Raw genomic sequence first — 23,051 nt, forward strand, 5'->3', positions numbered from 1 at the left:
CATTTACTATGGTGATCGCCATAGTATGGCGATCACCATAGCGGTGTCAAGCCAGGCATGTTACGTTGAAGGATGCCCCGTAAGACTGACGCCCGCGCTCGCGCGATTGCCACTGCCGAGCGACTGTTTCGCATCCAAGGCTACACTGCGACGGGATTGAACCAGATCATCGAAGAAAGCGGCTCGCCCAAAGGATCGTTCTATTTTCATTTTCCGCGCGGTAAGGCACAGCTCGCAGAAGAAGCAATCGATCGCTACGTTGCGAGTAGAATTGCTGTGTTGCGGGCTATCTCGGCGAATACGACCGGTGATGCCCTGAGTTTCGTTCGTCAGATTTTCGGCGCGTTCGCGGCCGAAATGGTCGCCTCTGATTTCCAGTATGGATGTCTCATGCAAAATCTGGCGAACGAGCTTCCTGCACTCGACGCTGATCTGACCAAGCGAGTCGCGCGCGGATTTGCTGATTCAACCGAGATCGTTGTGGAGCATTTCAGGGGGTGCGGTTTCACTTCCGCGCGCGCTTCTTCGACCGCTTCCGCGTTGGTCGCTGCCGTCGAAGGCGCACGTACGATCGCCCGCCTGGAACGGACAGCGGCTATATTCGACGCGCTGGCGGATGTGAGTGTTCAGGGGTGGGCGGCCCCCGAGGGGCGACCCGCGGTCAGCTCTCGGCGGAGCGGACGGTAGCTGCAACGGCGGACTTCCTTGCCGCTGCGCACTATGCCGGCCTATCTTGCCGCCACGGAACGTCGCGCCAATTCTCCGACGATACCATCATGCGCCTGTTTTGCCCGACGGTGCAACCGCCGAACAGCCGGTCGCGCGGATTGTGCGGGCTCTATCCGGCTGCGGCCTGACGATTTTCACACACGCGTAACCCATTGATCTCACAGCGTCGGTCTACTGTGCATGGGGTTGTTTTCGCGCTTTTTATTTTCGGGAGGGGCTATCCCGCCCCGAACGCGACCGCGACATTGTAGGTCAGAAGGCTCGCGGCATAGGCCAGCACCAGCATGTAGAAGAAGGTCACGGCCATCCAGGTCCAGCTTCCGGTCTCGCGCCGGATCACGGCCAGCGTGGATGCGCATTGCGGGGCGAAGATGTACCAGGCCAGCATCGATAGCGCGGTCGCGAGCGACCATTTCGTCGCCAGCACCTGGCCGATCTGCTCGGCCGCTTCCTTGCCGCCTTCGATCGCATAGACGGTGCCGAGTGCTGCGACCGCGACCTCGCGCGCCGCCATGCCCGGGATCAGCGCGACCGCGATCTGCCAGTTGAAGCCGACCGGCGCGAGCAGCGGCTCGAGCGCTTTGCCGATGATCGCGGCCAGGCTGAAGTCGATCGCCGGTTCGGTTGCGCCCGCGGGCGGCTGCGGGAACGAGGCCAGGAACCAGATCAGCACCATCATCGAGAAGATCGTGGTGCCGGCACGGTGCAGGAACATCTTGGCCCGCGTGTAGACGCCGATCGCGATCGATTTCAGCCGCGGCATTTTGTAGTCCGGCAGCTCCAGCATGAACGGCGCCGGCGCATAGTCGCGCAGCATGAAGAACTTGATCAGGAACGAGACGGCAAGCGCGCTGATGATGCCGGCAGCGTAGAGGCCGAACATCACGAGGCCCTGGAGGTTGATGAAGCCCCAGACGTCTCTGGCCGGAATGAAGGCGGAGATGATCAGCGTGTAGACGGGAATGCGCGCCGAGCAGGTCATCAGCGGCGCGATCAGGATGGTGGTCAGCCGGTCGCGCTTGTTGTCGATCACGCGCGTCGCCATGATGCCGGGAATGGCGCAGGCAAAGCTCGACAGCAGCGGAATGAAGGCGCGGCCGTGCAGGCCGGCGCCGCCCATGATGCGGTCCATCAGGAACGCGGCGCGCGCCATGTAGCCGAAATCTTCCAGCAGCAGGATGAACAGGAAGATGATGATGATCTGCGGCAGGAACACGATGACGCTGCCGACGCCTGATATCACGCCGTTCTGAAGGAAGCTCTGCAGCAGGCCGGCGGGCAGGGTCGCATGCACGAACTCGCCGAGGGAGTCGAAGCCCGAATTGAGCAGCTCCATCAGCGGCTGCGCCCAGGCGAACACCGCCTGGAACATCACGAACAGGATAGCCGCGAGCACGATCAGCCCGCCGACGGGATGCAGCACGATCGCGTCGATCCGCGCGGTCCAGGTGTCGGGCCTGCTGGGCAGGCTGACGCAGTCTGCGATGATGCGGTCGGCTTCGCGCTGGGTGGCGCGCAAATCGGCCACGCTGAGCGCCCGCCAATTGTTCTCTCCCGGCTCGGCCGCGAGCTTTGCCGAAATCTCGTCGGTCAGCGACAGCAGGTCGGCGGTGCCGCCCTTGCGCACCGCGATCGAGGTGACCACGGGCACGCCGAGCTCCTTGGCGAGCCGCTCGACGTCGACAGTGATGCCGCGGCGGGTCGCGATGTCGAACATGTTGAGCACGAGGATCATCGGCCGGCCGGTGCGCTTGAGCTCCAGCAGCAGCCGAATGGTCAGGCGCAGATTGGTGGAATCGGCCACGCACAGCACCAGGTCGGGCACGATCTCGCCGGTGGCTTTGCCGAGCACGAAGTCGCGGGTGATCTCCTCGTCCGGGCTGCGGCCGCGCAGCGAATAGGTGCCGGGCAGGTCGACCACGGAGACCTGGCGTCCCATGGGCGTGACGAAGAAGCCTTCCTTGCGTTCGACGGTGACGCCGGGATAGTTCGCGACCTTCTGCCGGCTGCCGGTCAGCGCATTGAACAGCGAGGTCTTGCCGCTGTTTGGCGTGCCGACCAGGGCGAGATGAAGTAGGGGCAATTCCATGGAATTAGGGTCCGGTCGCTTCAGGCGACGATGATGGCCATGGCTTCGCGACGGCGGACCGCGATGGTGATGCTGTCGACCCGCACGGCGATCGGGTCGCGCCCGACCAGCCCCTCGTGCAGGACCTCGACCCGGGCGCCCTCGACGAAGCCGAGCTCGATCAGCCGGCTCTCGAGCTCGATGTCCGAGAGCGCCGAACCTGCGTCCTTCGGGGAAAGGTGCTGGATGACGCCGGTATAGCCGCGCTGGGCCAGGCCCAGCGGCATCTGCGGACGTGTATCATGGATGTCGGTCATGCCCTGTATTTTCAACGCAGGGCATCGAGGTCAAGCGCGCTCGGTCGCTGAAACTGCACCTTAGAGTGATTTTAAAGTATCAGCTTCGTGACGGAGGCGATTGGCGCCAAGATCGGGCACCAAGCTCGGCGCCAAGACGGCTACTGGGCCGGGACTTTTTCCGCCTGGATGGCGGCCATGGCGCGGCTCTTGAAGTAGTCGAGCACGAACAGGCGGATCGCCGAGGACAGATTGCCCTGCTGGCGGTTGCCGTCGATCTCGCCGACCAACTCGGACAGCGTCATGTTGCGCAGGCCCGAGATCTCCTTCATGCCGTTCCAGAACGCCTCTTCCAGGCTGACGCTGGTCTTGTGGCCGGCGACGACGATCGACCGTTTCACGACGGGCGACTTCATGGCTGCTCCTCGCGATCGATCCGGTGCTGGTCCAGGTGCGCCTTCGCCTGGTCCGCGCGCGTCTCCTCCGCCGACCGCTCCGCCTTCGTGCGGCCGAACTTCGTTCGGTTGGCGTCCGCCTGCTTCGCCGTGGCTTCCCGCTCGGCGCGCTTCCGGAAACGATTCAGGTTGATGACGTTCGCCATGTCGCGTCTCCATCATCCGATCCTCCGTGGGCAGGATGAAACATTCAGAAACTGTGCGCCGCACTGCGCCCAATGAGACTTGATCGCCATTCGCTTGTCCTCGTCAATCGACCCTTGGGCCATCAAACGATGAATTCCGCCCCGTTGGGGACGGAGGGGCTGCGTAACACGCAATCCCGCCGCGACATTGACGGTAATCAAATCCCGTCCTTTAAGCCCTACATTTAATGGAGCTTGGGGCTCCGTATCATTACGGATGGCTATCGGAATTCGGAATTTATCCCGGGCTGGTCATCTTCTCGGGGCGCACCAGGCGGTCGAACTCCTCCGCCGAGACGAAGCCGAGCCGCAGCGCCTCTTCCTTCAGCGTGGTGCCGTTGGCATGCGCCGTCTTGGCCACCTTGGCTGCGTTGTCGTAGCCGATCTTGGGGGCGAGCGCCGTCACCAGCATCAGCGAGCGCTGCATCAGTTCCTTGATCCGCTTCTCGTCCGCGCGGATGCCGCTGACGCAATGCTCGGTGAAGGAGCGCGCGGCGTCCGCCATCAGCCGGATCGAGTGCAGCATGTTGTAGGCCAGCACAGGCTTGTAGACGTTGAGCTCGAAATGGCCCTGGCTGCCGGCGACCGTGATCGCGGTGTGATTGCCGAACACCTGGCAGCACACCATGGTCATCGCCTCGCACTGCGTCGGATTGACCTTGCCCGGCATGATCGAGGAGCCCGGCTCGTTCTCCGGCAGCATCAGTTCGCCGAGGCCCGAACGCGGACCCGATCCGAGCAGGCGGATGTCGTTCGCGATCTTGAACAGGCCTGTCGCGACCGAATTGATGGCGCCGTGCGCCAGCACATAGGCGTCGTTCGAGGCCAGCGCCTCGAATTTGTTGGGGGCGCTGGTGAAGGGCAGCTTGGTAATCCCGGCAACGTGCTTTGCGAACAGTTTTGCAAAGCGCGGCTTCGAATTGAGCCCGGTGCCGACGGCGGTACCGCCTTGCGCCAGCGGATAGAGCTCCTTCACGGCGACCTTGAGCCGGGCGATGCCGCTTTCGACCTGCGCGGCATAGCCGGAAAATTCCTGGCCGAGCGTCAGCGGCGTCGCGTCCTGGGTGTGGGTGCGGCCGATCTTGACGATCTTTGCGAACTCCTTCTCCTTCTTGCGCAGCGCGCGCAGCAATTCGCCGAGGGCAGGGACGAGATCGGCGGTGATGCGGCTTGCCGCCGCGATATGCATCGCGGTCGGGAACGAGTCGTTCGACGACTGGCTCATGTTGACGTGATCGTTGGGATGCACCGGCTTCTTGGTGCCGAGCTCGCCGCCGAGCATCTCATTGGCGCGGTTGGCGATGACCTCGTTGAGATTCATGTTGCTCTGGGTGCCCGAGCCGGTCTGCCACACCACCAGCGGAAAATGATCGTCCAGCTTGCCCTCGATCACCTCGCGCGCGGCGCGGATAACGGCGTTGGCGCGGCGCTGGTCGAGCAGGCCGAGCTCCTGGTTGGACTGCGCCGCGGCGAGCTTGACGATGCCGAGCGCATGCACGAGCGAGATCGGCATGCGATCGGTGCCGATCCGGAAATTCTGGCGCGAGCGTTCGGTCTGCGCCCCCCAATAGCGATCGGCGAGGACCTCGATGGGGCCGAAGCTGTCGGTCTCGGTTCGGGTCGCCGGGCGCGAGGCGCGATCGGTCTTCGAACGGGAAGTCTTCGAGAGGGAAGTCTTCGAGGAGGAAGTTTTGGCCATGAGCACATCCATTCCGCCGCGCGAAATGCCGCGCGGCCTCTTCATGCGCCTCTATATAGGGAGTTTGGCCGCCTGCGACGGGCGCCAGTCCGATCTAGATCATTTCTTGCGGAAACGATCCAATCGCACGACTTCGGCGCCGCCCTGGTTCGGGGCCGCCGGCTCTTCCGTGCCTTCCGCAGGTTCAGTGGCAGGGGGCACCGCGACCGCGGACGGGGCGGGAGCGGCCGGCAATGTCTCGGCCGAGACGTCGGCGACATCGGAAGTCTCGAACTGGAGGCCGAATTTCACGGACGGATCAAGGAAGCTCTTGATGGCGCTGAACGGCACGATCAGCCGCTCCGGAATGCCGCCAAAGGACAGGCCGACCTCGAAGCGGTCCTCGAGCACGGTCAGATCCCAGAACTGGTGCTGCAGGATGATCGTCATCTCTTCCGGATATTGCGCCAGCAGCCGCGACGACAGCTTCACGCCCTCGGCCTTCGACACGAAGGTGATGAAGAAATGGTGCTCGCCGGGCAGTCCCTGGGACGCGGCGTCGGTCAGCACCTTGCGCAACACGCCGCGCAGCGCGTCGCGGGCCAGCACATCGTATCGGATATGATCGGTCGCCATGGTGGTCCTGTTGCATTCCAGGAGCTGGGCCCTGCCGGCCCGACTCGCCAAGCCGCAATAGTACCGCGCCTGACGGGTCAGCAGGAGTCCCCGCGGGGTAGGAAATAAGAGGTAAGTGGAGGCTTCTGTTGCCAGGTGCCTCCGAACCCCGCCTAACGGAGCTTAACCCGTTAGGACTTCAGAATGGTCTTTCAAACTGCGTTACGCAGCCTGAGCAACCGGAGCAAAGTTGTCGTTGGCAACTATTGCATAGCCCGATAACGGCGGAACAATACCGGGAAAAAGAACGCCCTTTACGCCCTCGTCGATCCTATTTCGCCCCCGCCAAAGCCCGCCTCAGGGCTAGCCCGCTGGTGGGCTTTGGTGGAGGCGCCGGGTACCGCCCCCGGGTCCGAATGGTTTATTGCGACGACCGTTTATTTCCATAGCCGGCGAACCGGCACTCCCAATATAGGGGGCAAACGTTTCAAATAACAGGTGTTTCGAGCGATCATTCCGGGGTTCCCTTTGGATAGGTTCCCGCCAGGCTTGGCCGCGCGCCGGCCGGCGTTCTAAGCTCCTGACATGTCCGAGGATTCCGCACCGGCCGCCCAACAACCAGTTCAAGAGCCGGACGGTCTGGCCACCAGCGCCGTTCCGCCGGGCTTGCTCGCGCTGTTCCTCGCCTTCGCCCGGATGTCGCTGGCAGGTTTCGGAGGGGTTTTGGTATTCGCCCGGCAGGCCATCGTCGAGCAGCACCGCTGGATGACGGCGGACGAGTTCAACGAGACGTTTGCGCTCTGCCATTTCCTGCCCGGGCCCAACATCGTCAATCTGTCGATGGTGTTCGGCGCGCGGCTGCGCGGAATCGCCGGCGGCATTGCCGCCTTTGCAGGGCTGTTGCTCCCGCCCACGCTGATCATGACGGTGCTCGCGATCATCTACGCCCGGTTCGGCGATGTGGACGTGCTGCGCCGCAGCCTCGCGGGCATCTCCTGTGCGGCCGTCGGCCTCTTGATCGCGGTGGTCTTCCGGATGATGACGCCGCTGCTCAAGCGGCTGGACGTCGTCGCGCTCATCCTGATGCTAGGCGTATTCCTCGCCATCGGCGTCCTTCGCCTGCCGCTCCAGGCTGTGCTTTTGGTTGCGATCCCCGTCAGCGTCGGCGCCATTTTCCTGATGCGGCGGAAGGTAGCAGCATGAACGCGGAGAACCCGATCTGGGCGCTGATCTCGACCTTCGGTCTGATGTCGCTGTTCGCGGTCGGCGGTGCCGCGGCGGCCGTGCCCGAGATGCACCGCATCGCGGTCGAGGTGCATCACTGGATGACCGACAAGCAGTTCGCCGACGCCTATGCGATCGCGCAGCTCTCACCAGGTCCGAACGTCCTTATCGTCACGTTAATCGGCTATGCCGTCGCCGGCATCCCCGGCGCCCTGGCGGCGACCTTGGCCATGTGCCTGCCCACCGCGCTGCTTGCCTATTATGTCAGCCGGCTCCTCAATCGGCCGAGCCAATCGCGCTGGCCCGGGCTGATCCAGGCTGCACTGGTTCCGCTCTCGATCGGCTTGATGGCGGCGAGCGCCCTGATCCTCGCCGAGTCGACCGATCGCACGCTTGCTGCGCTGCTTCTGACCGCGACGGTTGCAGTGGTCGCATCCGTCTCGCGCATCAATCCACTATGGATTTTGCTGGTCGGGGGCTTGTTGGGTTTTGCTGGCATTGTGTAATGAAAATGGCTAGGCAGGGATCCGGGCGGGGGCATCGATTTCCAGCCGATTAGAACAACAGTGCTCGTGGCTTACGGGTCGCGGAGGAGACATGCATGGCCGATACGATGGGCCACTCGGCGACAGCCAACCGAAACACCTCGGTGGTGATCAGCTTTTGTCTGCTGGCCATAGCGCCGCAGATTTTCGAATTCATCTGGTCGTTCGGGACGATCTTTGGCTGGGGCGCCGGACGCGGCCCGGCTGCCGTGGTGACCAGCCACGCTACGGCGCTGCTCGCGGGTGCGCCCGGCGCGTTGCTCGGGGCGGTCGGCGGTGACACCAAGAAGGCGTCCTCCGATGTGCTGCTGGCGCTGATCTATTCCTATCCGATCTTTGCGGTGGCGATTCTCACGTTCTTCATGACGATCAGGTCGGCGCAGGACTATGTCGGCGGGATCGTGTTGATGGCGCTCGCCTTGTTCGCACTGTGGGCCTCCAGCGATTTGCAGGGGATGCGCGGCTTCTCCTTCGGCGCCGGCACGGCGCCGCGGATGTTTGGCGGGCTGCTCGTCGCACTTGGCGCCGGCATCGCGTTGACGGGACTGCTGACCGACGGGCCGGGCATGGCGCACTATGCCTGGCGTGGGCCGCTCTTTGTGATGATCTCGATCGTCTTCTTCGCGCTGGCGATTCGTCCGCTTGGGGTGGTGGTTACGGCATTCGCAAGCTTCCTGATCGCGGCGATGGGCACGCATGAAACGCGCTGGCTCGAAGCGATCATCGTCGGCGCCTGCCTGACGCTCGGCTGCGCGCTGCTTTTCCCCTACGTGCTCGGGCTGCCGATGCCGATGTTCCCGCGCTTCCTGGTTCAGTGAGGGTGTGATGTTCGATCTCTTCCACAATCTGGGCCTCGGTTTCGGTGTGGTGTTTCAGATCTCCTGGTGGTCACCCTGGTGGCTCTACGGTCTGTCGCTGCCGATCTCGATCAACATTCTCATGTGCCTGATTGGCGCATTGGTCGGCACGCTGGTCGGCGTGCTGCCCGGTATCGGCACCGTCGCAACCGTGGCGATGCTCCTGCCCATCACGTTCGGATTGCCGCCGGTCGGCGCGCTGATCATGCTCGCCGGCATCTATTACGGCGCCCAGTACGGCGGCTCGACCACCTCGATCCTGGTCAATATTCCCGGTGAGGCGACGTCGGTCGTCACCGCCATCGATGGCCATCAGATGGCAAAGCAAGGCCGTGCCGGCCCGGCGCTGGCGATCGCGGCGATCGGCTCGTTCTTCGCCGGCTGCGTCGCGACCGTGCTCATTGCCGTTCTCGGTGCGCCGCTGACCAAGCTCGCGCTGGCGTTCGGCCCGGCCGAATATTTCTCGCTGATGGTGCTGGGGCTGATCTTCGCGGTGGTGCTGGCCAAGGGCTCGGTGCTGAAGGCGATCGCGATGATCGTGTTCGGCCTGATGCTGTCGATGGTCGGCTCTGACATCGAGACCGGCGCCTCGCGCATGGCGTTCAACATTCCGGAGCTTGCCGATGGTCTCGGCTTTGCGACGGTGGCGATGGGCGTGTTTGGCTTCGCCGAGATCATCCGCAACCTCGACGCCGGCGCCGAGATGAACCGCGACCTCGTGCAGCAGAAGATCACCGGCCTGATGCCGACCAGGAAGGACCTGATCGACTCGGCACCTGCGATCCTGCGCGGCACCGTGCTCGGCTCGATCCTCGGCATCCTGCCGGGCGGCGGCGCCGTCATCGCATCCTTTGCGTCCTACACGCTCGAGAAGAAGATCGCCAAGAACCCGTCGCGGTTCGGCCGCGGTGCGATCGAGGGCGTGGCGGCGCCGGAAAGCGCCAACAATGCCGCGGCGCAGACCTCTTTCATCCCGCTGCTGACACTCGGCATCCCGCCCAACGCCGTGATGGCGCTGATGGTGGGCGCGATGACCATCCACGGCATCGTACCGGGTCCGCAAGTGATGCAGAAGCAGCCGGAGCTGGTCTGGGGCATGATCGCCTCGATGTGGATCGGCAATCTGATGCTGATCATCATCAACCTGCCGCTGGTTGGAATCTGGGTGCGGCTGTTGCGCGTTCCCTACCGGCTGATGTTCCCCTCGATCGTGATCTTCTGCGCGATCGGCATCTACTCGGTGAATAACGCGCCGGTCGACGTCATCCTCGCAGGCGTGTTCGGTCTGGTCGGCTACTGGCTGATCAAGCACGATTTCGAGCCGGCGCCGCTGCTGCTCGGCATGGTGCTCGGACCGCTGATGGAAGAGAACCTGCGCCGCGCGCTGCTGATCTCGCGCGGCGACTGGAGCGTGTTCCTGACGCGTCCGCTGTCGGCCGTGCTGCTCGCGATCGCCGCTTTCCTCCTGGTGCTCACGGTGCTGCCCGCGTTGCGTGCCAAGCGCGACGAGGTATTCACGGAATCCGAAAACTAAGGGCGCCGCGCCTGCATCGGCGCGTCGTGCCTCGAACCCAGCCGGCAAGTTGGCCAGCAGGATCAATCTGATAGACGAGGGGCGGAATGCTGAGTTCCGCCCCTTGTCGTTTGCACCGGGAACGCTCACTTTTCCGGGTATAATGCGTATCGATGGCGAATCGCCGCTGTCGCAGCGCGGGGGCGGCCGCTAAATTCGCCGCCTCCCCAAAGGCTCACGCACATGCACCAGTATCAGGACCTGCTCGAGCGGATTCTTTCAGACGGCGCCGAAAAGACCGACCGGACCGGCACCGGCACGCTGTCGGTGTTCGGCCATCAGATGCGCTTCAACCTGTCTGCCGGTTTTCCGATGCTGACCACCAAGCGCCTGCCGCTGAAGGCGATCGTGCATGAGCTATTGTGGTTCCTGAAGGGCGATACCAACATCAAATATCTGCGCGACAACGGTGTCACCATCTGGGACGAGTGGGCCGACGCCAATGGCGATCTCGGCCCCGTCTACGGCCATCAGTGGCGCTCCTGGCCCGCGCCGGACGGACGCAGCATCGATCAGATCGCGAACGTGATCGACATGATCAAGCGCAATCCGGACTCGCGCCGCCTGATCGTCTCGGCCTGGAATCCGGCCGAGGTCGACAAGATGGCGCTGCCGCCGTGCCACTGCCTGTTCCAGTTCTACGTCGCCAACGGCAAGCTGTCGTGCCAGCTCTATCAGCGCTCGGCCGACGTGTTCCTCGGCGTGCCCTTCAACATCGCCTCCTATGCGCTGCTCACCCTAATGGTGGCGCAGGTCACGGGCCTGAAGGCCGGCGACTTCGTGCACTCATTCGGTGACACTCATCTCTATTCCAACCATCTGGAGCAGGCGAAGCTCCAGCTCACGCGCGCGCCGCGCGCGCTGCCGGTGATGCGGATCAATCCCGAGGTGAAGGATATCTTCTCCTTCTGTTACGAGGACTTTGAGCTCGTCGGCTACGACCCGCATCCGCACATCAAGGCCGCGGTCGCGGTCTGACGCCGATGTCGCTCAATATCCGCCGCGCGCGCCCGGGCGAGGCCGGGCTTATTCTCGCTTTTATCCGCGAGCTCGCCGCGTACGAAAAGCTTTCGCACGAGGTCGAGGCGACCGAGGCTGACATCGCCGACGCACTGTTCGGCGAGCGACAGCAAGTCCATTGCGCCTTCGCCGAGTGGAACGGCGAGCCGGTCGGCTTCGCGGTGTGGTTTGCGAATTTCTCGACGTTCAGCGGCCGCCACGGCATCTATCTCGAAGATTTGTCGTCACACCGGGGCAGGGGCCTCGGCAAGGCTCTGCTCGTGCACCTTGCCAGGGAATGCGTCGAGAACGGCTGGTCGCGGCTGCAATGGGCGGTGCTCGACTGGAACGCGCCGTCGATCGCGTTCTACAAGTCGCTCGGTGCCATCATGCTGGAGGACTGGACGCTGTGCCGCGTCACCGGTCCGGCGCTGACACGGCTTGCCGGGAGCGCGACCTGATGGAGATCGTCTTCGTCGTCGCGATCGCGGAGAACGGCGTCATCGGCGCCCGCAACGCGATGCCGTGGCGAATGAAATCCGACATGGCGCGCTTCAAGGCGCTCACGATCGGCAAGCCCGTGATCATGGGCCGCAGGACCTTCGAATCCCTGCCCCGGCCGCTTCCGGGCCGCACCAATATCGTGGTCACGCGCGATGCGAACTATCGCGCCACCGGCGCCATCGTCACGACATCGACTGCCGAGGCAGACGCCATCGCGCGCGGCGATGCCCTGCGGCGTTCGGTCACCGAGATCGCCGTGATTGGCGGTGCCGAAATCTATCGGCAATGGCTCGATCGCGCCGATCGCCTCGAAATCACCGAAGTGCATGCCCGCCCCGAGGGCGACACGCATTTCGACATCGACAGGGCCGAGTGGGATGAGGTTGAGCGCATCCGTCATCCTGCCGGACCCCACGACAGCGCCGACTACTCCTATGTGACATATCGTCGGCGGGCGGGCCATTAACCGCATTTGCCAATGTTAACATTGACTTTTCTGCCCCCAAGCTTAGCTCGGAGGGCGGCGAGGGCTGCGTTGTAAGGGACCTGCCTGTCCCCTATAAAGCCGGACCGGACAAAGCGGGCGGGGGCAATTTCACCCTGCCGAGGAGAGCGTCGAATGCCGTGGAAGAATCAGGGCGGTGGCCCATGGGGCTCGGGTCCGAAGGGACCATGGGGCAACGGCCCGCAACCGGTCGGGCCAAGGCCGCCGGATCTGGAAGATCTTCTGCGGCGCGGCCAGGATCGCCTCCAGCAGATCATGCCGGGCGGCTATTTCTCCGGCATCGGCATCACGCTGATCGTGCTGCTCATCGTCGCGTTCTGGCTGCTATCGGGCTTCTTCCGGGTGCAGTCCGAAGAGCTCGGCGTCGTGCTGCGCTTCGGCAAGCATGTCCGCACCGTGGAGCCCGGCCTGAACTATCACCTGCCGTATCCGATCGAGACCGTGCTGCTGCCAAAGGCATTGCGCGTTTCCACCATTTCCATCGGCATGACGCTGATCGACGATCCGGCGCGGCGCGGCCGCTCCATTCGTGACGTGCCGGAAGAGAGCCTGATGCTGACCGGCGACGAGAACATCGTCGACGTCGACTTCACCGTGCTCTGGCGCATCAAGCCCAACGGCGTCGGCGATTTCCTCTTCAACATCCAGAATCCCGAAGGCACCGTAAAGGCGGTCGCCGAGAGCGCGATGCGCGAGGTGATCGGCCGCTCGCAGATCCAGCCAATCCTGACCGGCGCGCGCAACGTCACCGAACAGGGCGTGCAGGAACTGATCCAGAAGACCCTGGACAGCTACGGCGCCGGCATTCAGATCAGCCAGGTGCAGATGCAGAAGGTCGACCCGCCGGCGCAGGTGATCGACGCCTTCCGCGACGTCCAGGCGGCGCGCGCCAACCTCGAGCAGCTGCAGAACGAGGCGCAGACCTACGCCAACCAGGTCGTGCCGCAGGCACGCGGACGTGCGGCGCAGATCATGCAGGCCGCCGAAGGCTACAGGGAGCAGACGGTCGCCGAGGCCAAGGGCCAGAGCTCGCGCTTCCTGAAGGTTTACGAGGAATACAAGAAGGCGCCCGACGTGACGCGTGAACGGATTTATCTGGAGACGATGGAGCGCGTGCTCGGCGGCTCGGAAAAGCTCATCTATGACGGCGGCCAGTCGGGCCAGGGCGTCGTGCCTTATCTGCCGCTCAGCGAATTGACGGCCAAGCGGCCGCCTGCAACCGGCCAGCAGACGACCGGAGGCAACCGATGAGATCTCCGGTCACAGGCATTGTCACGCTGCTCGGCCTCCTGCTCGTCGTGATCGTGGGCTACATGTCCCTGTTCACGGTGGCGCAGACCGAGCAGACCATCGTGCTGCAATTCGGCAAGCCCGTCGACGTCGTCACCGATCCCGGCCTGCACTTCAAGGCACCGTGGAATTCGGTGATCAACATCGACAAGCGCATCCTCGATCTGGAGAACCCGTCGCAGGAAGCGATCGCGTCCGACCAGAAGCGGCTCGTGGTCGACGCCTTTGCGCGTTACCGCATCAAGGACGCGCTCCGCTTCTATCAGAGCATCGGCTCGATCCAGGCCGCCAACATCCAGCTCACCACGCTCTTGAACGCGGCGCTGCGCCGCGTTCTCGGCGAGGTGACCTTCATCAACGTGGTCCGGGACGACCGCGAGAAGCTGATGCAGCGCATCCGCGATCAGCTCGATCATGAGGCCGACGGCTACGGCATCCAGGTCGTCGACGTCCGGATCCGCCGTGCCGATCTGCCCGAGCAGAACAGCCAGGCGGTCTATCAGCGCATGAAGACGGAACGCGAGCGCGAAGCCGCCGAGTTCCGCGCGCAGGGCGGCCAGAAGGCACAGGAGATCCGCTCCAAGGCCGACCGCGAGGCGACCGTGATCGAGGCGGATGCAAGGTCGCTGGCCGAGCAGACGCGCGGCGTCGGCGATGCCGAGCGCAACCGTCTGTTCGCCGAAGCCTACGGCAAGGATGCGGATTTCTTCTCCTTCTACCGCTCGATGACGGCCTATGAGAACGGGCTGCGCGCGAACGACACCCGCTTCCTGCTGCGCCCGGACTCGGATTTCTTCCGGTTCTTTGGTAACCCGTCCGGCAAGACGGCGACCACGACGCCAGCGAAGCCGTAAGTGAGACAAGGGCGGCAAGTCGGGCCTCAGGTCTGGCCGCCCCTCGTCCAGACAAGAACAGCACAACGGGAGGTTCCAATCCGATGAGGTCCATTGCGTTCACCGACTTCCTCATCGGTTTGGGCATCCTGTTCGTGCTGGAAGGCTTGATGTTCGCGGCAAGCCCGGCCTGGATGCGCAAGGCCATGAAAAGCGCGATGGCCACACCGGACAATGTCCTGCGAGCGGTCGGCATTGGTTCGGCCGTGGCCGGCTTGGTCCTGATCTGGGTTATGCGACGGCCAATTTAGCCGTCGCACCAACGCCAAAGTGAAGGCGAGGGACCGGTTTTCGCCTTATTGTCCGGGTCTTGAGGCCCGTTAAGGTCCGCGCTTGCGCCGTCCCCCCGTTCGAGCGCAGTCTTGACGCCGAATCCTTGCTTCCTGGAGATCACAATGACCGCTGCCACCATTGCCCCGACCCGTTTGCGCTTAGGGCTGGCCGCGCTCGCCGTTGGCGCTTTCAGCGCATTCGGCACACCGGCCTCTGCGCGCGGACCGGACGGCATCGCCGACGTCGCCGAGAAGGTGATCGACGCGGTCGTCAACATCTCGACCTCGCAAACCGTCGAAGCCAAGGGCGGCGGCGGCAATGCCATGCCGCAACTGCCGCCCGGCTCGCCCTTCGAGGAGTTCTTCGACGACTTCTTCAAGAATCGCAAGGGTCCCGGCGGCGGCAGCAAGGGCGGAGAGAATAGTCCGGCGCCGCGCAAGACCAACTCGCTCGGAAGCGGCTTCATCATCGACACGTCAGGCGTCGTCGTCACCAACAACCACGTCATCGCGGACGCCGACGAGATCAACGTCATCCTCAACGACGGGACCAAGATCAAGGCCGACCTGGTCGGCGTCGACAAGAAGACCGACCTTGCCGTGCTGAAGTTCAAGCCGCCGAAGCCGCTGGTGTCGGTGAAGTTCGGCGATTCCGACAAGCTGCGCCTCGGCGACTGGGTCGTCGCGATCGGCAATCCTTTCAGCCTCGGCGGCACCGTGACGGCCGGTATTGTTTCGGCGAAGAACCGTGACATCTCGTCAGGTCCGTACGACAGCTACATTCAGACCGACGCCTCCATCAACCGCGGCAATTCCGGCGGTCCGCTGTTCAACCTCGATGGCGACGTCATCGGCGTCAACACATTGATCATCTCGCCCTCCGGCGGCTCGATCGGCATCGGCTTCGCCGTACCGTCGAAGACGGTCGCGGGTGTGGTCGACCAGCTCCGCCAGTTCGGCGAGTTGCGCCGCGGCTGGCTGGGCGTGCGCATCCAGAGCGTTACCGACGAGATCGCCGAGAGCCTCAACATCAAGCCGCCGCGCGGCGCGCTGGTTGCCGGCGTCGACGACAAGGGCCCGGCCAAGCCGGCCGGCATCGAGCCCGGCGACGTCGTCGTCAAGTTCGACGGCAAGGACGTCAAGGACCCGAAGGATCTGTCTCGCGTGGTCGCCGACACGGCGGTCGGCAAGGAGGTCGACGTCGTCATCATCCGCAAGAGTCAGGAGGAGACCAAGAAGGTCACGCTCGGCCGGTTGCAGGATCCCGACAAGGTGCAGGCCGCAGTGAAGACCGACGAGCCTCCGCCTGAAAAGACCGTGACGCAGAAGGCGCTCGGCCTCGATCTCGCGGCGCTGAGCAAGGACCTGCGTGCGCGCTACAAGATCAAGGACAGCGTCAAGGGCGTGGTCGTCACCAATGTCGACGCCAATTCGGACGCCGCCGAGAAGCGCCTCTCCGCCGGCGACGTCATCGTCGAGGTGGCGCAGGAGGGCGTCTCCAGCGGCGCCGACATCCAGAAGCGGGTCGACCAGCTCAAGAAGGACGGCAAGAAGTCGGTGCTGCTGCTGGTGTCGAACGCCGACGGCGAGCTGCGCTTCGTGGCGTTGAGCGTGCAGTAAGGGGCACGAGTCGCCACACATTCACTGTCATGCTCCGCGAAAGCGGGGCATCCAGTACGCCGCGGCTTTTCCGTATCCTCGCCCTGTCTCTGGAATACTGGATCACCCGCTTTCGCGGGTGATGACAGCGGAGAGGAGGCTACGCCTCCACGAACTCCTCGCGTCGATACCCCTGGGCATACAGCAGCGCGGTGAGATCGCCATGATCGATCCGGGCTGCCGCAGCCGCGGCCACCGCAGGCTTGGCATGATACGCCACGCCCAGCCCAGCCGCCTGGATCATCGCGAGATCATTGGCGCCGTCGCCGACCGCCAGCGAGTCGACGTCGTCGAGATCGAACGACTCCATCAGATCCACCAGCGTCGCGAGCTTTGCCGCGCGCCCCAAAATCGGCTCCTTCACCTCGCCGGTGAACTTGCCGTCGCGGACGACGAGCTCGTTGGCGCGGTTCTCCTGGAAACCGATCCTGGTGGCGACCGCACTGGTGAACAGTGTGAAGCCGCCGGAGACGAGACAGGCATAGGCGCCATGGGCGCGCATGGTCGCGACCAATTCGCGGCCACCCGGCGTCAGCGTAATGCGCTTGGCCAGCACCTCGTCGACGGCACTGGCGGGGAGGTCTTTGAGCAGCGCGACGCGCTCGCGCAGCGCCGGCTCGAACTCGACCTCGCCGCGCATCGCACGCTCGGTGATGGCTGCCACATGGGCCTTCACCCCGACGCAATCGGCGAGCTCGTCGATGCATTCCTGGCCGATCATGGTGGAATCCATGTCGGCGAGAAAAAGCTTCTTGCGCCGGAAGCCGACTGGTTGCACCACGATATCAATCGGTAGGTCGCCGCGAAGCTCGCGGAGCCGCTGTTCGATGGCGTGACGGTCGCCTTCGAGGTTACTGTCGGCGCCGAAGGGGATGTCGACTGCCACCCCGTCGAACAGCCAGTGCGCGGGAGCTGCCTGAGGCAGCACGGCGCGGGCTCCGTCGACGATGGTCGAGTCGAGCGCGGGGTTATTCGGGTTGCAGATCAGCGTGGCAACGAGGGACATTTGAGGTTTTCGTGAGCGAGGGGCAAGTCGGCAGAGGGCATGTTGGCAAGGCCGTGCTTATCGCAGGCCCGACCGCCAGCGGCAAGTCGGCGCTCGCGATCGAGCTTGCGCTCGCTGCGAACGGGGTCGTGATCAATGCCGATTCCATGCAGGTCTACCGCGACCTCCGCATCATCACCGCGCGCCCCACCCTAGGCGACGAGGCGCAGGTGCCTCATCGCCTGTACGGCCATGTCGATGCGGCCGTGAATTTTTCGGCCGGAGCCTGGGTGAGTGACGCGGCGAGGGCGCTTGAAGAGGCGCAAGCCGAAGGCCGCCTGCCGATCTTCATCGGCGGCACCGGGCTGTATTTCAAGGCGCTGACGGCGGGCCTTTCCGTGGTGCCGCCAATCCCCGCCGAGGTGCGCGAGGACGTCCGGGCGCGGCTGGAGCGGAACGGCGTTGAGGCGATGCACGCGGAACTCGCAGCCGCCGATCCCAGGGCGGCCGAGCGATTGAACCTGCGTGACCGCACGCGCATTGCGCGCGCGCTCGAAGTGGTCGAAGCCACCGGCCGTTCGCTGCTGGACTGGCACCATGAGGGGCAGCCGCCGCTCTTGCCCAAGGACAGTTTTCGCGCTGTGTTCCTCGCGCCCGAGCGCGACGACCTCTATGCGCGCATCGACGCCCGCTTTGATGTCATGTTGGAGGCCGGCGCGCTGGAGGAGGTCGAGCGTCTCGCCGCCCGAGGCCTCGATCCGTTGCTGCCGGCGATGAAGGCTCACGGCGTGCCGGCCCTGGTCCGGCATCTGCGTGGTGAGCTCAGCCTGGAGCAGGCGGCCACCATCGGCCGCGCCGACACCCGCCACTACGCCAAGCGGCAGTTCACCTGGTTTCGGCACCAATTGCCCGAATTCGAGTGGGTGAAGCCGGAGGGGGTGCGGGGCTGGCTGGCGGCGGCGGTGAACGCGGCCCGGGACCCCGGTTGACACGCTTTTGTGCCTCGGTCGCCGAATTTACCTCTCGCCCAACCCCGGGAACGCCGCTACACTGCCAAAATCGCGCAGGAACGGCCGCATCGCCTTGACATCCGGGCTTTGGCCGCTATGTTTCGCGCAACCTTTGGGAAGCCGAGCCGCCGCCATGCGTAATATTATTACCAAACTCCTTATCGCCGTCGTACCCAGGCACACCGCCGGGGGTGGCTAGCTGCCATCCACATGACAGGCGGTGTGCATGGGCCCTCTTCGGGGCCTTTTTTATTTCCGAAAACCCGACACGAACGAAGCCGCTGACAACAGCGCATCCGGAGCAAGCCAATGAGCGACAAGAGCCACGATCCGAACCAGATGACCGGCGCCGCAATGATCGTCCGCGCGCTCATCGATCATGGCGTGACCGACATTTTCGGCTATCCCGGCGGCGCGGTGCTTCCGATCTACGACGAGATCTTCCAGCAGAGCGAAGTCCAGCACATCCTGGTCCGCCACGAGCAGGGGGCGGGCCACGCCGCCGAGGGCTATGCGCGTTCGACCGGCAGGCCGGGCGTTGCACTGGTGACCTCCGGCCCCGGCGCCACCAACATGGTGACGCCGCTCACCGACGCGCTGATGGACTCGATCCCGCTGGTCTGCATCTCCGGCCAAGTGCCGACGCATCTGATCGGCAACGACGCGTTCCAGGAATGCGACACGGTCGGCATCACGCGCCCCTGCACCAAACACAACTGGCTGGTGCGCGACGTCAACGATCTCGCAAAGGTGCTGCACGAGGCGTTTTACGTTGCGACCACGGGTCGGCCGGGCCCGGTGCTCGTCGACGTGCCCAAGGACGTGCAGTTCGCGACCGGCACCTATCATCCGCCGCGCAAGTCCGACGTGCATCGCTCCTACGCGCCGCGCGTGAAGGGCGATGCGACGCAGATCCGCAAGGCCGTGGCGCTGCTCGCAGGCGCCAAGCGCCCCGTGATCTACAGCGGCGGCGGCGTGATCAATTCCGGTCCCGAGGCCACCAGGCTGCTGCGCGAGCTGGTCGAGGTCACCGGCTTTCCGATCACCTCCACGCTGATGGGCCTCGGCGCATATCCCGCGTCGGGCAAGAGCTGGCTTGGCATGCTCGGCATGCACGGCACCTACGAAGCCAACATGACCATGCATGATTGTGACGTCATGCTGTGCGTCGGCGCGCGCTTCGACGACCGCATCACCGGCCGCGTCGATGCGTTCTCGCCGGGCTCGAAGAAGATCCACATCGATATCGACCCGTCCTCGATCAACAAGAACATCCGCGTCGACGTGCCGATCATCGGCGACTGCGGCAACATCCTCGGCGACATTCTCCAGGTGTTCAAGGCGGAGGCGAAGAAGCCCGACATCAAGGCCTGGTGGCAGCAGATCGCGCAGTGGCGCGCCCGCAACTCGCTCTATTACAGGAAGAGCAACGACGTCATCCTGCCGCAACACGCGATCCAGAGCCTGTTCGAGGCGACGCGCGGCAGGGACACCTACATCACCACCGAGGTCGGCCAGCATCAGATGTGGGCCGCGCAGTTCTACGGCTTCGAGGAGCCGCATCGCTGGATGACCTCGGGCGGTCTCGGCACCATGGGCTACGGCCTGCCGGCCGCGGTCGGCGTGCAGGTTGCCCATCCCGACAGTCTCGTCATCGACATCGCGGGCGATGCCTCGGTGCAGATGACGATGCAGGAGATGTCGACGGCGGTGCAGTACGAGCTGCCGATCAAGATCTTCATCCTGAACAACCAGTACATGGGCATGGTGCGGCAGTGGCAGCAGCTGCTCCATGGCAACCGGCTGTCGCATTCCTACTCGGAGGCGATGCCGGACTTTGTCAAGCTCGCGGAAGCCTATGGCGGGGTCGGCATCCAGGTGCACAAACCCGGCGATCTCGACGGCGCCATCCAGGAGATGATCTCGGTCAAGCGCCCGGTGCTGTTCGACTGCCGCGTCGCGTCGCTGGAAAATTGTTTCCCGATGATCCCCTCCGGCAAGGCGCACAACGAGATGCTGTTGCCGGAGCAGGCGAACGACGAAGCCACCGCAAAGGCGTTCGCCGGCGGAAAGGCGCTTGTGTGAGCGTGATCGTCACAAATTCCGCTGTCATCGCCCGGCTTGACCGGGCGATCCAGTATGCCGCGGCCTCTCGATCGCTCTCGGGGGCCTCTGGAATACTGGATCCCCGCCTTCGCGGGGATGACAGTCGCGAGAGATGGAGTGATGAGAAGGTGAAATGTTCGACCTGAACGAACTCGGACGCGCACATGCGATCGTGGGGCAGGCGGTGCCGCCGACGCCGGCGCACGCCTGGCCGCTGCTCGCCGAGCGGCTCGGCACGCAGGTCGTGGTCAAGCACGAGAATCACACGCCGACAGGCGCCTTCAAGGTGCGCGGCGGGTTGGTCTATCTCGATCGGCTGAAGCGCGAACGGCCGAACATTCCGGGCATCATCTCGGCGACGCGCGGCAATCATGGTCAGAGCCTCGCTTTTGCGGCGAGCCGCCATGGCGTGCCTGCCGTGATCTATGTGCCGCGCGGCAATTCGGTCGAGAAGAACCGCGCGATGAAGGCGTTTGGCGCAGAGCTCGTTGAACATGGCGAGGACTTTCAGGCCGCACGCGAGGAGGCCGGGCGCCACGCGCAGTTCGCCGGACTGCACATGGTGCCGTCGTTCCATACGGACCTGGTGCTGGGCGTGGCGACCTATGCGCTCGAAATGCTCCGGGCCGCTCCCGATCTCGACGTCCTCTATGTGCCGATCGGGCAGGGCTCGGGGATCTGCGGCTGCATCATGGCGCGCGATCTGCTCGGCCTGAAGACCGAGATCGTCGGCGTGCAGTCGACCGAGGCGCCGTCCTACGCGCTGTCGTTCGCGGCGGGCCACGTCGTGACGACCGAGACCAGCAACACGCTCGCGGACGGCATGGCGACGCGGATTCCCGATCCGGAAGCGCTCGCGGTCATCCTCAAGGGCGCCTCGCGTATCGTCCAGGTGACGGACGATGAGATCGCGCTCGCGATCCATGCGCTCTGGACCGATACGCATAATCTCGCCGAAGGCGCCGGCGCCGCCGCGCTCGCCGCAGCGCTTCAGGACAAGTCAAGACTGTCGGGCAAGCGCGTCGGTCTCGTGCTGTCAGGCGGCAATATCGATTTCGATCTGTTCCGCGGTTGGGTCGGGACGGATGCGCCGGTCGCTCGTCGGGCGACGGCGTAACGACGAGAATGAAGGGGACGACAATGAACCAGCCCGCATCCGCCTACTTCATCGAGGAGCGCCACGACCCGAACGAGACACACACGCTTTCGGTGCTCGTGCAGAACGAGCCCGGCGTGCTCGCGCGCGTCATCGGACTGTTCTCGGGGCGTGGCTACAACATCGAAAGCCTCACCGTCTCGGAGACCGAGAGCCAGAAGCATCTCTCGCGCATCACCATCGTCACCACCGGTACGCCCATGGTGATCGAGCAGATCAAGCATCAGCTCGACCGCATGATCCCGGTCTATCGTGTCGTCGACATGACGCTGACCAAGCGCTCGATCGAGCGCGAGCTCGCAATGGTCAAGGTGCGCGGACAGGGCGAGCATCGCGTCGAGGCGCTGCGGCTGGCGGACGCGTTCCGCGCCCGCGTGATCGACGCCACCACCGAGAGCTTTGTGTTCGAGATCACAGGCAATACCGAGAAAATCAATCAGTTTATCGACCTGATGCGTCCGCTTGGCCTCGTCGAAGTGTCGCGCACCGGTGTTGCCGCGATTGGTCGCGGGCCTGAAGGAATGTGAGCCATGCTGGCGCGCGACTGGTATTACAACGAGCGGAACCGGATGGGGATCGGGCCCGCTGTGGCGTCGATCTACGACAGCCACGACGATGCTGATCTACGGGCGCGCGCCGCGCTGAAAATGCTCGGCGTCCAGCGCGGCTGGCGCATCGCCGATATCGGTTGCGGCAACGGCGTGCTCGCGACCGAGGCTGCGCTCATGGGCGCCGAGGTCGACGCCATCGACATCTCGCCCGCGATGCTGGCGCTCGCCGAGATCTACGCGCGCGACCGCAAGGCGCCCGTGCGCACGCAGTCCGCCGGCCTGCTCAGCTTCGCCTACCGGCCGGAATCCTATGACCTGATCGTCAGCGAGTTCACGCTGCACCATCTGCCGGATTTCTGGAAGGCGGTGGCGATGTCGCGGATCTATCGCGCGCTCAAGCCCGGCGCCACGTTCTATTTGCGCGACATCGTCTACGCATCGATGCCCGATGTGCTCGAGCGCGACGTCGAGCAATGGGCCGACTTCGAGATCAAGAACCACGATGTCCCGCGTGAAAGCGTCGTCACCCACATGCGCGACGAGTATTCCACTTTTGGTTGGGTCATGGAGCGGATGCTGACCGACGTCGGCTTTACGCTGGTCTCGGCCGATTACCACGCCCCGATGCACGGCACTTATCTGCTGCGAAAACCCAATTCTTCCACGTAAAGGCCGGCGAGCAAGGCTAAAGCTGTGAGAGCAAACTGCAACTACGATGTAGCTGCGCTCCCTCCCCCGCTTGCGGGGGAGGGCTGGGGAGAGGGTGTCTCCGCAATCGAGAATCCCCAAGAGGAGAGAACCCTCACCCGCGCCTTCGGCGCGACCTCTCCCGCAAGCGAGGGCTTTGCTTAATTGGCCGAGCGGGAGTGAGGCTCGATATGGGGTATTTTTTTGTG

The 23,051-nt window shown here is 64.3% G+C and carries 24 protein-coding genes and 1 other RNA gene; 17 read left to right on the forward strand and 8 right to left on the reverse strand.

Translation table 11 applies throughout. The annotated features are described in order from the left end of the window. Positions 1-72: 72 nt before the first annotated feature. A complete protein-coding gene (locus AC0L3A_RS26525) occupies positions 73-687 on the forward strand; it encodes a TetR/AcrR family transcriptional regulator (protein ID WP_007600959.1) in 615 nt (204 codons plus the stop codon). A gap of 259 nt (positions 688-946) precedes the next feature. Here AC0L3A_RS26525 and feoB read toward each other — a convergent pair whose 3' ends face one another. The 7 genes from feoB to ssrA all read right to left on the reverse strand — a co-directional run bounded on the left by feoB (position 947) and on the right by ssrA (position 6,527). Then, entirely contained in the window at positions 947-2,818 is a 1,872-nt protein-coding gene (gene feoB, locus AC0L3A_RS26530) for a ferrous iron transporter B (protein ID WP_007600960.1), read from the reverse strand. Between the two features lie 20 nt (positions 2,819-2,838). Continuing rightward, positions 2,839-3,114 (reverse strand): FeoA family protein, encoded by a 276-nt coding sequence (locus AC0L3A_RS26535; RefSeq protein ID WP_007600961.1) that lies wholly within the window; start codon positions 3,112-3,114, stop codon positions 2,839-2,841. 140 nt (positions 3,115-3,254) lie between these two features. Beyond that, positions 3,255-3,509, reverse strand: a complete 255-nt coding sequence (locus AC0L3A_RS26540) for a ribbon-helix-helix domain-containing protein (protein ID WP_007600962.1) — start codon at positions 3,507-3,509, stop codon at positions 3,255-3,257. Then, entirely contained in the window at positions 3,506-3,694 is a 189-nt protein-coding gene (locus tag AC0L3A_RS26545) for a DUF4169 family protein (RefSeq protein ID WP_007600963.1), read from the reverse strand. Before AC0L3A_RS26545 ends, AC0L3A_RS26540 begins: the two co-directional genes overlap by 4 nt. A gap of 277 nt (positions 3,695-3,971) precedes the next feature. After that, positions 3,972-5,444 (reverse strand): class II fumarate hydratase, encoded by a 1,473-nt coding sequence (fumC, locus tag AC0L3A_RS26550; protein ID WP_035994266.1) that lies wholly within the window; start codon positions 5,442-5,444, stop codon positions 3,972-3,974. Positions 5,445-5,531: 87 nt separating this feature from the next. Further along, a complete protein-coding gene (locus tag AC0L3A_RS26555) occupies positions 5,532-6,047 on the reverse strand; it encodes an SspB family protein (protein WP_007600965.1) in 516 nt (171 codons plus the stop codon). Positions 6,048-6,161: 114 nt separating this feature from the next. Continuing rightward, positions 6,162-6,527, reverse strand: a transfer-messenger RNA (tmRNA) gene (gene ssrA / locus AC0L3A_RS26560). 84 nt (positions 6,528-6,611) lie between these two features. On the opposite strand from ssrA, the gene AC0L3A_RS26565 reads away from it, so the two are divergent. From AC0L3A_RS26565 to AC0L3A_RS26615, 11 genes are all read left to right on the forward strand, one after another. Further along, a complete protein-coding gene (locus AC0L3A_RS26565) occupies positions 6,612-7,229 on the forward strand; it encodes a chromate transporter (protein WP_007600970.1) in 618 nt (205 codons plus the stop codon). Next, entirely contained in the window at positions 7,226-7,756 is a 531-nt protein-coding gene (locus AC0L3A_RS26570) for a chromate transporter (protein WP_007600971.1), read from the forward strand. Before AC0L3A_RS26565 ends, AC0L3A_RS26570 begins: the two co-directional genes overlap by 4 nt. Positions 7,757-7,851: 95 nt before the next feature. Continuing rightward, on the forward strand, positions 7,852-8,613 hold the full coding sequence (locus AC0L3A_RS26575; RefSeq protein WP_007600972.1) for a tripartite tricarboxylate transporter TctB family protein: 762 nt from the start codon (positions 7,852-7,854) through the stop codon (positions 8,611-8,613). A gap of 7 nt (positions 8,614-8,620) precedes the next feature. After that, complete coding sequence (locus AC0L3A_RS26580) at positions 8,621-10,186, forward strand: tripartite tricarboxylate transporter permease (protein ID WP_007600973.1); 1,566 nt, start codon at positions 8,621-8,623, stop codon at positions 10,184-10,186. Positions 10,187-10,408: 222 nt separating this feature from the next. After that, entirely contained in the window at positions 10,409-11,203 is a 795-nt protein-coding gene (locus tag AC0L3A_RS26585) for a thymidylate synthase (protein WP_007600974.1), read from the forward strand. Between the two features lie 5 nt (positions 11,204-11,208). Further along, entirely contained in the window at positions 11,209-11,685 is a 477-nt protein-coding gene (locus tag AC0L3A_RS26590; RefSeq protein WP_473255450.1) for a GNAT family N-acetyltransferase, read from the forward strand. Further along, on the forward strand, positions 11,685-12,194 hold the full coding sequence (locus tag AC0L3A_RS26595; RefSeq protein ID WP_007600976.1) for a dihydrofolate reductase: 510 nt from the start codon (positions 11,685-11,687) through the stop codon (positions 12,192-12,194). The genes AC0L3A_RS26590 and AC0L3A_RS26595 overlap by 1 nt, the downstream gene beginning before the upstream one ends. Before the next feature lie 153 nt (positions 12,195-12,347). Next, a complete protein-coding gene (gene hflK, locus AC0L3A_RS26600) occupies positions 12,348-13,484 on the forward strand; it encodes an FtsH protease activity modulator HflK (RefSeq protein ID WP_007600977.1) in 1,137 nt (378 codons plus the stop codon). Then, a complete protein-coding gene (hflC, locus tag AC0L3A_RS26605; protein WP_007600978.1) occupies positions 13,481-14,377 on the forward strand; it encodes a protease modulator HflC in 897 nt (298 codons plus the stop codon). The genes hflK and hflC overlap by 4 nt, the downstream gene beginning before the upstream one ends. An 83-nt stretch (positions 14,378-14,460) precedes the next feature. After that, positions 14,461-14,667: a DUF2065 domain-containing protein gene (locus AC0L3A_RS26610; protein WP_007600979.1), complete on the forward strand. Its 207-nt coding sequence runs from the start codon at positions 14,461-14,463 to the stop codon at positions 14,665-14,667. A 144-nt stretch (positions 14,668-14,811) separates the two neighbouring features. Continuing rightward, positions 14,812-16,308 (forward strand): Do family serine endopeptidase, encoded by a 1,497-nt coding sequence (locus tag AC0L3A_RS26615; protein ID WP_007600980.1) that lies wholly within the window; start codon positions 14,812-14,814, stop codon positions 16,306-16,308. A 139-nt stretch (positions 16,309-16,447) separates the two neighbouring features. Here the strand turns inward: AC0L3A_RS26615 and serB are convergent, their stop codons facing one another. Next, positions 16,448-17,353, reverse strand: coding sequence for a phosphoserine phosphatase SerB (gene serB / locus AC0L3A_RS26620; RefSeq protein ID WP_007600981.1), 906 nt, complete (start codon positions 17,351-17,353; stop codon positions 16,448-16,450). 11 nt (positions 17,354-17,364) lie between these two features. Here serB and miaA point away from each other — a divergent pair, with 11 nt between their 5' ends. From miaA to AC0L3A_RS26645, 5 genes are all read left to right on the forward strand, one after another. Continuing rightward, positions 17,365-18,321, forward strand: a complete 957-nt coding sequence (gene miaA, locus AC0L3A_RS26625; RefSeq protein ID WP_007600982.1) for a tRNA (adenosine(37)-N6)-dimethylallyltransferase MiaA — start codon at positions 17,365-17,367, stop codon at positions 18,319-18,321. A gap of 330 nt (positions 18,322-18,651) precedes the next feature. Continuing rightward, positions 18,652-20,427 carry an acetolactate synthase 3 large subunit gene (locus AC0L3A_RS26630; RefSeq protein WP_007600983.1) on the forward strand — a complete coding sequence of 592 codons (1,776 nt, stop codon included), beginning with the start codon at positions 18,652-18,654 and terminating at the stop codon, positions 20,425-20,427. 154 nt (positions 20,428-20,581) lie between these two features. Then, positions 20,582-21,565, forward strand: a complete 984-nt coding sequence (locus AC0L3A_RS26635; RefSeq protein ID WP_007600984.1) for a threonine dehydratase — start codon at positions 20,582-20,584, stop codon at positions 21,563-21,565. 23 nt (positions 21,566-21,588) lie between these two features. Further along, positions 21,589-22,131: an acetolactate synthase small subunit gene (gene ilvN / locus AC0L3A_RS26640; protein WP_007600986.1), complete on the forward strand. Its 543-nt coding sequence runs from the start codon at positions 21,589-21,591 to the stop codon at positions 22,129-22,131. 3 nt (positions 22,132-22,134) lie between these two features. After that, entirely contained in the window at positions 22,135-22,824 is a 690-nt protein-coding gene (locus AC0L3A_RS26645) for a class I SAM-dependent methyltransferase (protein ID WP_007600988.1), read from the forward strand. The last annotated feature ends 227 nt before the right edge of the window (positions 22,825-23,051 follow it).

The sequence above is a fragment of the Bradyrhizobium sp. MI1.3 genome, assembly GCF_055811695.1.